Genomic DNA, 12310 nt, shown 5'->3' with positions numbered 1-12310 from the left:
TTCGCGAGCGTCTCGGTGGGACCCGGCAAACGGCCGCGCTCATGGCCGACCGGGCGTCGCTGGACATGCCCAAGCGGTTCCGTCGACATAGGGCCCACGCCGCGGCGAGCCCTCCGACAAGCCAAGACAGCGGCCGGTAGCCCAGGACCCAGGCCAGGCGCGAATCACGCACAGGGCCCGCGCCGGGATCAGCGCGGCACTCCGCGCGGGCCCGCGCGCCGGCTCGATGTGCCCGCCCTGCCCGGTCCACGCGCGGTCATGGGTTTGAAACGCCAGTCGAGCCCGGCGGCCACCGCCACGCCGACCGTCGGCGTGAGCGGCCGCCGGCGCGCGGTCCGCGGCCAATCACCTCGGCCAGTTGTCTCCAGACACGAGGCCAGCCGGAGAAGCTCCCGACGGTTCGGGCCTGGACTACCGCGTGCCGCCGGCGTGGTTGCCGCTCGGTAATCGCGGGTATCTCGGACCCGCGAAATCCGGCCGGTACTTCTTCGACGAATGGTGCAATACGCCGGAGGGAGCAAACATGGCGTACCGAAAGAGCCAGACATTCCCCCTGCTGATCGCCGCCGCGGCGCTGGGTTCCGTCCTGTCCGCGGCTCCCGCCCAGGCTTCAGTGGCCACAAGCCATGTCACCGGTACCGCCTACCACTGTTACTGGCGCACGGTAAGCGGCCACTGGGTCTGGGAGAACGGGCACCGACGGTGGGTTCCGCCGCGGTCCGTCCGCGTCTGCGGATGACCTCCGCGCAGGTCGCTCCGGGTCGCTCCGCGCGTTGAGTCATGCCCGGTGGTTGGGACCGGGCCGAGACCAGCAGCCGCCCGGTATGGCTTGATCTGGCTTCGCGCGTCGAGTCATGCCTGGTGGTCGGGGTCCGGGCCGGCAGGACAGCCGGGCGGCGGGGAGTCGTGTCCGCACGATCGCACGCACAGGTAAGGCGGAAGAAGGTCTGGGCCCGGTGGTCCACCGCGCAACGGGCGGACCACCGGGCCCAGCGCCGTCCCGGCGCCGTCCCGGACGCCCGCACCCGGACCTCCACTGGGCGCCGGTCACACCCCTGGCCTCCTGCACCGCCACCGCTAGCCTGGGGACATGTCGCGCGCTGCCTGGGCTTCTGGCGCTTCCGGCCCCGGTCTCATCGGCCGCTCCCGCTGACGCACGAAAGGCGGATTCGGGACCGCAGGTCGGAATGTCCGCCCGTGAACGTCCGTTGATTGCCTCGGCAGAGAACCTGCCGGCAGACCCGACCACCACGACCCGCGCCGACCCGCGGCCAGCCCACACGGCTGGCCGGTCCGGACCTGGAGGGGTTCATGGCACGACGGCAGACGCCGGACGTCTCGACGCGTCCGGTGGACGACCTCGGCGATGTGGTCGAGCGGCCCGCCGACGTCCACGGCTTCGCCGAGCGGACGATGCTCGCCGATACGGCCGTGGGCCGGGTCGGGATCGAGACCGAATGGTTCGTGGTCGACGGTCACTCCCCCGACCGACCCGTCGCGCCGGAACGGACCCGGGCGGCGCTGGGCGGCCTCGATCCGGACCTTCCCGGCGGCAGCCGGATCACCTTCGAGCCGGGCGGCCAGTTCGAGCTCTCCGGCCCGCCACTCGCGCTTCCCGCGGCGATGCGGGCGATGTCCGCCGACCTGACCGCCGTGCGGCTCCGCCTCGCTGACGACGGGCTGCTGCTGGCCGGCCTCGGCGCCGACCCGCTGCGTACACCCCGGCGGCTGCTCACCCACAGTCGCTACGCGGCGATGGAGGAGTTCTTCCAGACCGGCGGGTTCCCCGCCGGCCCGGTGATGATGTGCTCGACCGCGGCGCTGCAGGTCAACCTGGAGGCAGGCCCGAAGGCGGGCTGGGACGACCGATGGTGGCTCGCGCACACGCTGGGGCCGGTGCTGGTGGCGATGTTCGCCTCGTCGCCGGTCCTCGCGGGCCGGCCGACCGGCCGCGTGTCGTCCCGCCAGGGCGTCTGGTCGGATATCGACTCCACCCGGACCAGGCCTGTCGCCGCCGCCGGAGAACCACCCACGCCGGGCGGCCCGGCCGAACAGTGGGCCCGCTACCTGCTCGACGCCCGGCTGATGCTGGTTCGTGACGGCGACGGCCGCCACATCCCAGTCCTCGACGGCTCGACCTTCGGCGACTGGGTGGCGGGCGCCGGCCCGGTGCGCCGCCGCCCGACCCTCGACGACCTGTCCTACCACGCGAGCACGGTCTTCCCGCCGGTGCGGCCCCGCGGCTGGCTGGAGCTTCGCTACGTCGACGCCCAGTCGGCGGCGTTGTGGCCGGTCGCGGTCACGGTCACCGCGGCGCTGCTCGACGACCCGCTGGCCGCCGACACCGCCCGCGATGCCTGCGCGGGCGTGGCCGGCCAGTGGGCCGAGGCGGCGGCGCTCGGCCTCGCCCAGCCCGACCTGCGCAGGGCGGCGCTGCGATGTGTGATGGCCGTGGTCGAGGCGGCCGCGCGGCTGGGCCTGTCCCCGGCCCAGACGGCCGCGGTCGCAGACTTCGCCGACACGTTCGTGCGGCGGGGGCGGTGCCCCGCCGACGCCGCGCTCGCCGCCTGGCGGACCGGCGGCGCGACGGCCGTACTGATGGACGCGACGACCTGCGTGGACGTACCGCAACCGAGCTAGCCGGCCAGCCAGGAACAGGAGATCGCCCCGATGGTTCCCACCCAGCTGAGCGACACCGGCAACCGTCGCGTAGCGGTCCATCTGACCGCCGCCGACCGGGCCACCCAGCTCGCCGCCGACGTGCTGCACGGCCTCACCGCGACACCCAAAGAGCTGCCGCCGAAATGGTTCTATGACGAGGCCGGTGGCCAGCTGTTCGACGAGATCACGCGGCTGCCCGAGTACTACCCGACGCGGCGCGAGCGGGCGATCCTCACCGAGCACGCCGCTGAGATCGCCGCGTTCTCCCGGGCGGACACCCTCGTCGAGCTGGGCTCGGGCACGTCGGAGAAGACCCAGCTGCTGCTGAACGCGCTGGGCGACACGGGAACGCTGCACCGGTTCGTCCCCTTCGACGTCGACGAGGCCGTCCTGCGCCACGTCGTCGAGACCATGGCCACGACCCGCCCGGCGCTGCGGGTGAACGCGCTGGTCGGCGACTTCGACCACCATCTGGGCCAGCTGCCGCGGGCCGAGGCCCGGCTGGTCGCGTTCCTGGGCAGCACGATCGGCAACATGCGCCCGGACGAACGGCAGGTCTTCCTGGCCCGGCTGCGGGCCACTGCCTCGGCCGGCGACGTGCTGCTGCTCGGCACCGACCTGGTGAAGAGCCCGGCCCGGCTGGTCGCGGCCTACGACGATGCCGCCGGGGTGACGGCGGCCTTCAACGCCAACGTCCTGAAGGTGGTCAACCGCGAGCTGGACGGCGACCTCGACCCGGATGGCTTCGCGCACCTCGCCGTGTGGGATCCGGACGCCGAGTGGATCGAGATGCGGCTACGCTCCCGCCACACCCAGAAGGCCCGGATCGGCGCGCTCGACCTCACCGTCCCGTTCGACGAGGACGAGCAGCTACGGACCGAGATCAGCGCGAAGTTCCGCCGCGACGGGATCGAGAAGGAGCTCGCCACCGCCGGGTGGGGCATGACCCACTGGTGGACGGACCCCGACGGCGACTTCGCCGTCAGCCTCTCGGTCCCGGCCTGAAGCAGAGGCACACGGTGTGAGCACGGGTGAGCTGTGACGCTGGCAGGAGCAGCATGACCGAGGTTGGCACCCGTCCGGACCCGTTCGTCGCGACCCGCGCCGCCCTGCGGCGGCGCCGGTTTCATCGGCTCCCACGTCGTCGCCGCGCTGGTCGACAACGGCCATGACGTCCGCGTGCTCGACGCGTTGCTGCCGGCCGTTCATCGGACAAAGCCCGAGATTCATGGTGCTGCCGAGCTGATCGCGGGTGATGTCACGGACCGCGCGACCGTCGAGGAGGCACTCACCGGAATGGACGCGGTCTGCCATCAGGCGGCGATGGTCGGCCTTGGCGTCGACCTCGACGACCTGGCCCAGTACGTCACCAACAACGACCTCGGCACCGCCGTCCTGCTCGCCGCGATGGCCCGCGCGGGCCTCGGGCGCCTGGTGCTGGCCAGCTCGATGGTCGTCTACGGCGGCGTGTTCGCGGGCCGGGCGAACACCGGGCGGGCGACGTCCGCCATATCGTCGCCGCCCCGATAAACTGCGCTGTCAACCAGGCGAGTGAAGCGGGGGAACAGGCGTGGCCGTACCGGCGGGCGGCAGCCCGACCGTGCGCCGCATCCTCTTGGGCTCTCAGCTACGGCGGCTGCGGGAGGACAAACAGATCAGCCGTGAGGACGCCGGTTATCACATTCGCGCCTCCGAGTCAAAGATCAGCAGGCTTGAGCTCGGCCGGGTCGGCTTCAAGGAACGCGACGTCAACGACCTGCTGGTCCTCTACGGCGTCACCGACGAGACCGAACGAAACGCCCTGCTCACGCTGGCCAGGGAGGCGAACCAGCAGGGCTGGTGGCAGTCGTACTCCGACGTCCTGCCCAGCTGGTTTCAGCCGTACATCGGGCTGGAGGAGTCGGCCTCCCAGATCCGTACCTACGAGCTGCAGTTCATCCCCGGCCTGCTTCAGACCGAGGGCTACGCACGCGCGGTCATCACCCGAGGCGCCCTGGGTGCGCCGAAGGAAGTGATCAACAGCCGAGTCAACGTCCGGATGAGCCGCCAACAGGTACTGACCAGGGAAAACCCGCTCCGGCTCTGGGTGGTGCTCGACGAGGCTGCGCTTCGGCGGCCCATCGGCGGTGACAAGATCATGCATGCGCAGATCAACCACCTGCTGGAATTGATCAACAGCCCCTTCCTGACGCTCCAGGTGATGCCGTTCGCCTTCGGCGGTCACACCGCGGAGGGCGGCGCGTTCAGCATCCTGCGTTTCCCCGACCCCGAGATGTCGGACATCGTCTATCTCGAACAGCTTTTCGGCGCGGCCTACCTGGACAAACGCGAGGAGGTCGACCGCTACACGATCGCGATGGACCGCCTCTGCCTGGACAGCAGCACGCCGGACCGCACCGCCGACGTACTCCGAAAGATCGACAGAAGCCGGTAGGAGGCGCTGTCGTCACGGCTGTCGATGTCGCCGCGGAACCGGCGCCAGAGCGCCCGTAGGGTGGGGGCCATGGAGAAGCCAAAGATCGAACTCGTGGACAAGACGCCGCCGAAAGACCTGGTCGTCCAGGACATCACCGAGGGCGACGGCGCCGAGGCCACCGTCGGCCGGGCGGTCTCGGTCCACTATGTCGGCGTCGCCCTCAGCTCGGGCAAGGAGTTCGACGCCTCCTACGACCGCGGCAAGCCCTTCCGGTTCCAGCTCGGCGCGGGACAGGTCATCGCCGGCTGGGACCAGGGCGTGCAGGGCATGAAGGTCGGCGGCCGCCGCCAGCTCGTCATTCCGCCGCACCTGGGCTACGGCGTCCGGGGCGCGGGGCCGATCAAGAGGAACGAGACCCTGATCTTCGTCGTCGACCTGCTCGGCGTCGGCTGATCCCAGCCGTCGGGTCCGGCGCCTGCCTCGGTCCCGCGCGAATGCCCTTCCCATCGGCTGGGTGAGCCGGCCCGGCCTACCGCGGCCGGCGCCCGCCGCTCAGGACTCCTCCACCTTGCGCGCCAGGTGCCGGATTCCGGCCAACCATCTGTCGGGGTCCGCCGCCTTCTGCGCGTAGTACCCGCTTACCTCAGGATGAGGCAGGATAAGGAACTTTTCCGCGGCGAGGCCGTCGATCACCGCCTCCGCGACGTCCTCGGCCGTGAGCAGCGTTCCCGACGCGGCGACGACCCGGGCCGCCGCGTGGCCTTCCCGAAGGCCGTCGAGCAGCAGCGGCGTGGCCACTCCCAAGGGGCAGACGGCGCTGACCCGAATTCCCTTGTCTCCGTATGTCACGGCCAGCCATTCCGCCAAGGCGAGCGCAGCGTGCTTGGTGACGGCGTACGGCGCGTCGCCGGGCATCGTCAGGAGACCCGCGGCCGAGACCACGTTGAGCAGGTAGCCGCTGCCCCGCTCCAGCATCGACGGGACGACGGCGCGGGCCGCATGGACGTGCGCGAGCGTGTTGACCGCGAAGGTGTCCAGCCACGTCTTGGTTTCGACTTCCAGACCGCCGCCGACGGACACACCGGCATTGCAGCAGAACAGGTCGATCCGGCCGTACTCGGCGAGCGTCTGCTCGACCAGGGCGGCGACGGCCGTCTCGTCCGTGACGTCCGTCCGGACCGCCCGTCCACCGATCTCGGCCGCGACGCTCGCGGCGGCGGCCGCGTCCCGGTCACTGACCACGACGGCCGTGGCGCCGCCAGCGGCGAACCGCCGTGCCAGCGCGGCCCCGATCCCGCTGCCCGCGCCGGTGACCACGATGACTGCGCCTTTGACATCCACCCGGGTTCCTCCCCACGTCTCGGACCAGCGCCTGATCATGCACACATCAGGGCACGAGAGGCACGATCCGCGCGGATCGGAACGAGGGCTCTGCGCCGCGGGCCGCGCCAGCCTCGGTAGCGGCCGGCGCGGCCCGTTCGGACGTCAGCCCGCGCTCAGCGCTTCGGCGCGAAACGCGAGGCGACGGTCGGAAGGTCGGCGTAGGTGACGATGCCCGGCCGGGCCGCCACGACGGCTGGAATGGCGTTGACCACCGGCAGTGCGGTGAGCATCGAGCCCATCATCGACGCGTCCTCGAGCGTGAACGTCTCCAGGTTCTCCGGCAGGACGTCCACCCGGAGATGGATCTGCGGCGAGCCGAGCACCTCGACGAGGTGGCCGTTCGCGACCTCCCAGGCCGGGTCGAGACCGGCGGCGACCGTCCAGCGGAGCTGCGCTTCCACCCGGTCGACGCCGTCGCTGCCGCCGATCCACTTGGCGTCGATGCCCGCGACCGTGCCGCGCCTGACCGTCCGGCCCGGCACGTCGGCGTCACTGACCGCGTGGGCGAACGCGACCTCGCACCGGATGTCGTCAAGCTCCAGCCCGAGTTGGGCGGCCATCGACTCGACCGAGTCGGCGAAGACCGCGGTCGCCTTGCGGATGTCGTCGGCGTGGCCCGGGTCGCCCGCCGGCCGGCCCCAGCCGAGCTCGTCCTGGTTCGCATCCGCGGCCCACGGCCCGATGTTGACGGACTCGATCACCCGCAGGTAGGTCACCTCGCGGCACGGGCCGGTGGCAACCGTGGCGAGGTACGCGACCCAGCCCGGATTGATGCCGCTGCCGAACAGGGTGGCGTTTCCCTGCTGGGCGGCCTCTTCCAGCGCCGCACGCGCCTCGGTGCCGTAGGCGCGGCCAGTGATGAAGCCGGCCGTCGACGCGACGTTGACTCCGGCCCGCAGGAGGCGGGCCAGCTGCTCGATGTCCGGGTTCAGCGGCATGTAGACGACGCAGTCCGGCTTTAGAGCGATGAGGGCGTCGAGGTCATCGGTGGCGGCGACTCCGAGGCCGCGCCCGACGTTCGCGAGTTCGCCGGCGTCCTGGCCGACCTTCTCCTTGCTGAAGGCGAACACACCGACCAGTTCGAGGTCGGGGCGCTCGGCGATGGCCTTGAGGGCCTCACTGGCCACCTTTCCCGTCGTCCATTGCACGACCCGTAAGGGGTGGCCGGTGGTCGCCATGGCGTCCTCCTCGGTAGCGGCGGTGAGTTGAGCGCGCTGTGTCCGCGGGCCAGGCTCGGCCGGGGTCGGCGGTGCCAGTCCGTGCGTCAGCACCCGGCGACCGGTTGGGCAGTCGCCAAAAAATGCCGCATCAGATGCTTAGCATGCGCGCGTCTGGCCCGGCAAGGCACGTACTGCGCAGACCGGAGCACCCGCCCTGGCGCCCCGGCGAGGACCTCGCGTCCCCTGCGTCATCCCGTCCGCTGTGGCTGTCGGCGCGACCGCGGCCGGAAGGTATGCGAGAACCCGCTCGACGTGGAGGCGGCCCGGGTCAGCGCGTCGAGCTCGGCCAGCCAGAGGTTGGCCAGGGTCGCGCCGCGGGGCACGTTGCGGTCGATCGCGACGCCCAGTGACGCCTTCGGGCCGACACCGCCGAGGATGACGAACATGCGCTGGCCCGGAACGGGAACCGGCACCGGGACCGCCTCGGTGACCGGGCTACCCGCGATCGTCAACGGAGCAGCCATGACGCCCAGGTTGGACGTCGAGACCGCGACTCTGCGTGGATCCATACCCATCGCGACCGCGACCCGGCCGAAGCGGGTGGGGACCCGCTCGAACCACCAGCGCTCGCCGGCCCCCGCGGCCGTGCCACTCCGATAGCGCGCGGTCTGCCGCCTGACCACACCAAATCGTCGCGACGGCGAACCGAGGCCGCAGGGCAGCCCTACCCGGGTACCCACCACGAAGTTGCTCAGGTGGTTGCTCTCCTCTGGTCGTCGTGCGCTGACCGGCATCAGGATCTTCAGCCGACGCGCGCCACCCACCGGCCGGGACCAAGCCTCGAAGGCCCCTCCCAGCGCGACCAGGAAGACATCGTTGACGGTCGCCCCATAGGCCCGCCCAAGGGTGCGTAGCAGCTCGACACTGGTCGACGCCCAGTAGAGGTCGTGCTCCCCGGCGACTGGGCGGGCCAGTGCCTCAAGGCTGGCCGTCGGCGTCATCCAGCCAGCGAGCCGCCCGCCGGCCGCGGCCAGCGTTCGGGGGGTCACCCGTCCGTCCCGCAGCCAGCCTGCCGAGCCGACCGCGGTCTCCGCTCCGAACAAAGCGGTCAACACCTGGTGCAACGCGGTCCCGTCCAGCCAGACATGGCTCGCGCGGAACAGGACGTAGAACTCGTCCGTGCCCGGAGCGTGCAACAGGCAAAGCTCCCAGGGCGGCGCGTCCAGCGGAATCTGCGTCTGGCAGCGCCGTGCGACGAGAGCCCGCACGTCCGACTCGTCCGCACCGGCCGGGATGTGGTGTTCACGCACATGGGTGATCACGTCGAACCACGGGTCCGGCGTCCAGTGCGGCCAACTGGCCTGCCCCGCGGGGTGCGTCACCCGATGGGCGAGCAGCGGGAACCGGGCCGACCGTTCCAGAACGGCCGCCCGCAGCGCGCCGACGGAGCACCTGCCCTCGGCTCGCAGCAGGTAGGCGACGCTCAGCGGCGTGGCCCGGTTCTCCCGCTGATATCCCAGCAGTGCCCGGTCCATCCGGCTCAGCGGGCGCGGGCTCGCGTCGGCGGCCCGAGGGCACATATATACCACCACATTCCTGGGCTGCGGAAAGGCCGCGAGACGGCCGGAACCTCCGCTTCAGAAGGCGGCCGCGGCGCCCGGCTAATGGGCCGTCGAATTCGGTGGAACTCTAGACCGAAGCCGATCGGCCTCGTTTGAAAAGTCCGTTCCGGGGCGCGGCCACGGCGCGTCCCTGAGAATCCACGCCGGCCCGGCTATCGGGCCGTCGCGTTCCATAGCCCGACGCGGCGCCCGAGCGAAGAATGCCGGGGCCGCCGCCTGCGCCCCAGGGCTCTCGCACGTTCGCGATTTGACTGGTAGGCGCGGCTGGCCTGGTTCGGGCGACGGGCCTGCCAGCGGGCGGTTCGCGGGGGTGGACACGGCTGGGCAACGTGCCGCGGGCAAAGAGGCAGGCACACCGCTTGTAGATCACGAAGCTGGGCGCTGCGATCACCTCGTGAATCCACGCGGCCCTGCGGCCCGGTGGACTCTGCGCGCGCTACTGCTGGGGCCCGCTATCCTGGTCCTCGCCATTGTGCTGCCGGCCAGTTCTGCCTCCGCACATCCGCTCGACGTGTACGTGCAAGCGTCCTACGTGACGCTCGCACCGTCCAAAGTGAGCCTCGAGCTGGATCTTTCGCCCGGCGTCCTCCTCACGCCGCAGGTCCTGGGCGTCGTGGGTGCCGACCATGACCGGCAGATCTCGGGCAGCGAAGCCCGGAGTTACTCGGAGCAGGTCCTACGCGGTCCTACGCAAGGTAGAGGTGCGCGTCGATAATCGGCCACTGACGGTCGGGATGACCAACATCGACGTCCCGCCCTACCTGGTCACTCGAACACCCTTGAGGCGACGCAGAAGATGCTCGAGTCGCGGGTGGTCCGAGAGTTCCCGATCAACGACCAGGAGATTCTCATCCGCCACCCGTACAAGACCGCGGCCGACTACGTGGCCGCGGCACAGAGCCAGCGCTAGCCGACAAGCCCGTCGGAATCGGGCGAGCTGAAAGGAACCAGATGGCCGGGAATCAGGTCGGCCGGGTCGCGGTCGTCACGGGCGCCGCGTCGGGCATCGGTCGGGCGTGTGCGACGCGCCTGGCCCGGGACGGCGCGTCGGTCGCCGTGCTCGATCTCAACGAGGGTGACGCGAAGGCTGTCGCCGAAGAGATCCAGGCCGCCGGCGGCGCGGCGCTGGCGGTGGCCGCCGACGTGGCGGGCCCCGAGAGCGTCGCACGCGCCCTGGCGGCTACCCGCGCCCAGTTCGGTCCGGTCACCATCCTGGTGAACTCGGCCGGGAAGACCGGCTCGAAGCGGTTCATGGACATCACCCTGGAGCAGTGGACCTCGGTACTGACCGTCAACCTGACCGGCACGTTCCTCTGCTGCCAGGCGGTCGTCCCGGACATGGTCGAGGCCGGCTGGGGCCGGATCGTGAACATCTCGTCGTCCAGCGCGCAGGGTGGCCAGGCGTTCATGACCCACTATGTGGCGTCCAAGGGCGGCGTCATCGCCTTCACAAAGGCGCTCGCACTGGAACTCGGCCCGGCCGGCATCACGGTGAACACGATCCCGCCGGGATTCGTCGACACCCCGATGCTGCGCCAGGAGGAGGCCCGCGGCCGCTGGGGCTCGAACACCGCCGACGACCTCATCGCGCGGACGCCCGTGCGCCGGATGGGCCTGCCGGAGGACATCGCCGCGGCCTGTTCCTTCCTCGCCTCCGAGGAGGCCGGTTACGTCACCGGCCAGGTCTTCGGCGTCAACGGCGGCCGCAACACCTGACCCCCGGGCGGGCGGCGGCGTCGATAGGCTCGGGCCAAGCCTTGGCCACGCGAAACCAGGGCTTCGGCCGTGCCTCCGGCGCCAGCCGTCCTCCCAGCGACAGCGAAAAAGGCGCAGGCATGCCCGAGGGTCACACAGTGCACCGGCTGGCCGCCGCCCACGCGGAGATGTTCCGTGGACGGCCGGTGGCGGTGACCAGCCCGCAGGGACGCTTTGCCGACGGCGCGCGAAGGCTGACCGGACGGGTACTGGAAAGCGCCGACGCTTATGGCAAGCACCTGCTGCTCCGGTTCGACGACGAGCAGGTTCTGCACGTCCACCTCGGGATCTACGGCAAGTACACGCTCGGCCCGTCGCCCGCGCCGGCGCCGACCGGGGCCGTCCGGCTGAGACTGGCCACCGAGGGCGGCTATGCCGACCTTCGCGGCCCGAATGCCTGCGAACTGCTGGAGCCCGGCGACGTGAAGTCGCTGCTCGACCGGCTTGGCCCCGACCCGCTGCGCGCCGACGCCGATCCCGAGCTCGCCTGGCGCAGGATCGGCCGGAGCCGGACGGTCATCGCGCAGCTGCTGATGGACCAGGCGGTCGTCGCCGGGCCCGGCAACATCTACCGGGCCGAGGTGCTCTTCCGGGCCGGGCTCGACCCTCGGCTGCCGGGCAAGGACCTCACCGCGCCGCAATGGGCCGAGCTCTGGGCCGATCTGGGCCTCCTGATGGCCGAGGGCGTGCGTACCGGACGGATCGACACGGTCCGGCCGCGGCACACCCCGGAGGCGATGGGCCGCCCGCCCCGGGTCGACGACCACGGCGGCGAGGTGTACGTCTACCGGCGCACCGGCCAGCCCTGCCTGATCTGCGAGAACCTGGTTCTGACGACGGAGCTGGCCGGCCGCAACCTCTTCTGGTGCCACACGTGCCAACCGCCCCGATGACGGCCTGTCGCCGGCCCGCGGGGTGCCGTCGGCACACGGACGCGGGCCAGACCACAGGGCGGAGTCGGTGGTCCGGGCGTCGGCTGTCACATGGGCGCCGTAGCATCCGGTGAGCGCCGGCGTCATGCCGGCCTCCAAGAGGGGAGGGGCGGAACCCATGCCAGATCTGGGCGCTCCAGAACTGATCATCATTGCCATCGTGGCGGTCGTCCTGTTCGGGTCAAAGAAGCTGCCCGAGGCCGCCCGGTCGATCGGCCGGTCCATGCGGATCTTCAAGTCCGAGGTGAAGGGCCTGCAGGAGGACGACAGGCCCGCCGCGATCGCCGCCCCCGCGCCGCCGGCCGCCGTCCCGGCTCCCCCCGCCGAGCCGACCCCGGCCCCGGTAGCGATGGCCAAGGACCCGAGCGCCTCCTAGGGAAG

The 12310-nt window shown here is 71.3% G+C and carries 11 protein-coding genes and 1 pseudogene; 9 read left to right on the top strand and 3 right to left on the bottom strand.

The window, feature by feature from the left end; genetic code table 11:
* Positions 1 to 1311: 1311 nt before the first annotated feature.
* The 5 genes from egtA (at position 1312) to FRADC12_RS15765 (ending at position 5530) form a co-directional block, all read left to right on the top strand.
* Positions 1312 to 2640, top strand: a complete 1329-nt coding sequence (egtA, locus tag FRADC12_RS15785; protein ID WP_045877223.1) for an ergothioneine biosynthesis glutamate--cysteine ligase EgtA — start codon at positions 1312 to 1314, stop codon at positions 2638 to 2640.
* A gap of 30 nt (positions 2641 to 2670) precedes the next feature.
* A complete protein-coding gene (gene egtD / locus FRADC12_RS15780; protein WP_045877222.1) occupies positions 2671 to 3666 on the top strand; it encodes an L-histidine N(alpha)-methyltransferase in 996 nt (331 codons plus the stop codon).
* A 63-nt stretch (positions 3667 to 3729) separates the two neighbouring features.
* Positions 3730 to 4191, top strand: coding sequence for an NAD-dependent epimerase/dehydratase family protein (locus FRADC12_RS15775; protein ID WP_045877221.1), 462 nt, complete (start codon positions 3730 to 3732; stop codon positions 4189 to 4191).
* 40 nt (positions 4192 to 4231) lie between these two features.
* Positions 4232 to 5095 (top strand): Sco1979 family transcriptional regulator, encoded by an 864-nt coding sequence (locus FRADC12_RS15770; RefSeq protein ID WP_045877220.1) that lies wholly within the window; start codon positions 4232 to 4234, stop codon positions 5093 to 5095.
* Positions 5096 to 5164: 69 nt separating this feature from the next.
* Positions 5165 to 5530 carry an FKBP-type peptidyl-prolyl cis-trans isomerase gene (locus tag FRADC12_RS15765; RefSeq protein ID WP_045879676.1) on the top strand — a complete coding sequence of 122 codons (366 nt, stop codon included), beginning with the start codon at positions 5165 to 5167 and terminating at the stop codon, positions 5528 to 5530.
* Between the two features lie 99 nt (positions 5531 to 5629).
* On the opposite strand, the gene FRADC12_RS15760 is transcribed toward FRADC12_RS15765, so the two are convergent.
* From FRADC12_RS15760 to FRADC12_RS15750, 3 genes are all read right to left on the bottom strand, one after another.
* Entirely contained in the window at positions 5630 to 6418 is a 789-nt protein-coding gene (locus FRADC12_RS15760; protein ID WP_045877219.1) for an SDR family oxidoreductase, read from the bottom strand.
* 155 nt (positions 6419 to 6573) lie between these two features.
* On the bottom strand, positions 6574 to 7638 hold the full coding sequence (locus FRADC12_RS15755; RefSeq protein ID WP_045879675.1) for an NAD(P)H-dependent amine dehydrogenase family protein: 1065 nt from the start codon (positions 7636 to 7638) through the stop codon (positions 6574 to 6576).
* 230 nt (positions 7639 to 7868) lie between these two features.
* Positions 7869 to 9200, bottom strand: coding sequence for a wax ester/triacylglycerol synthase domain-containing protein (locus FRADC12_RS15750; RefSeq protein WP_232303830.1), 1332 nt, complete (start codon positions 9198 to 9200; stop codon positions 7869 to 7871).
* 811 nt (positions 9201 to 10011) lie between these two features.
* Here FRADC12_RS15750 and FRADC12_RS31370 point away from each other — a divergent pair.
* The 4 genes and pseudogenes from FRADC12_RS31370 to tatA all read left to right on the top strand — a co-directional run.
* Positions 10012 to 10152, top strand: a pseudogene (locus FRADC12_RS31370) (aromatic ring-hydroxylating dioxygenase subunit alpha); the annotation flags it as partial.
* 41 nt (positions 10153 to 10193) lie between these two features.
* Positions 10194 to 10958 (top strand): SDR family NAD(P)-dependent oxidoreductase, encoded by a 765-nt coding sequence (locus tag FRADC12_RS15740; RefSeq protein WP_045877217.1) that lies wholly within the window; start codon positions 10194 to 10196, stop codon positions 10956 to 10958.
* 119 nt (positions 10959 to 11077) lie between these two features.
* Complete coding sequence (locus FRADC12_RS15735) at positions 11078 to 11890, top strand: Fpg/Nei family DNA glycosylase (protein WP_045877216.1); 813 nt, start codon at positions 11078 to 11080, stop codon at positions 11888 to 11890.
* 157 nt (positions 11891 to 12047) lie between these two features.
* Positions 12048 to 12305, top strand: a complete 258-nt coding sequence (gene tatA / locus FRADC12_RS15730) for a Sec-independent protein translocase subunit TatA (protein WP_045877215.1) — start codon at positions 12048 to 12050, stop codon at positions 12303 to 12305.
* Positions 12306 to 12310 lie beyond the last annotated feature (5 nt).

Source organism: Pseudofrankia sp. DC12 (assembly GCF_000966285.1).
GTDB lineage: Bacteria > Actinomycetota > Actinomycetes > Frankiales > Frankiaceae > Pseudofrankia.
The sequence above is the reverse complement of the archived record's forward strand: the minus strand, read 5'-3'. Positions and strand labels throughout refer to the sequence as shown.

Excerpts from the sequence above, each read along its gene's own strand:
- egtD (WP_045877222.1), top strand. The coding sequence starts at position 2,671 with ATGGTTCCCACCCAGCTGAGCGACACCGGCAACCGTCGCGTAGCGGTC.
- FRADC12_RS15765 (WP_045879676.1), top strand. The coding sequence starts at position 5,165 with ATGGAGAAGCCAAAGATCGAACTCGTGGACAAGACGCCGCCGAAAGAC.
- FRADC12_RS15755 (WP_045879675.1), bottom strand. The coding sequence starts at position 7,638 with ATGGCGACCACCGGCCACCCCTTACGGGTCGTGCAATGGACGACGGGA.
- egtA (WP_045877223.1), top strand. The coding sequence starts at position 1,312 with ATGGCACGACGGCAGACGCCGGACGTCTCGACGCGTCCGGTGGACGAC.
- FRADC12_RS15750 (WP_232303830.1), bottom strand. The coding sequence starts at position 9,200 with ATGTGCCCTCGGGCCGCCGACGCGAGCCCGCGCCCGCTGAGCCGGATG.
- FRADC12_RS15740 (WP_045877217.1), top strand. The coding sequence starts at position 10,194 with ATGGCCGGGAATCAGGTCGGCCGGGTCGCGGTCGTCACGGGCGCCGCG.
- tatA (WP_045877215.1), top strand. The coding sequence starts at position 12,048 with ATGCCAGATCTGGGCGCTCCAGAACTGATCATCATTGCCATCGTGGCG.
- FRADC12_RS15735 (WP_045877216.1), top strand. The coding sequence starts at position 11,078 with ATGCCCGAGGGTCACACAGTGCACCGGCTGGCCGCCGCCCACGCGGAG.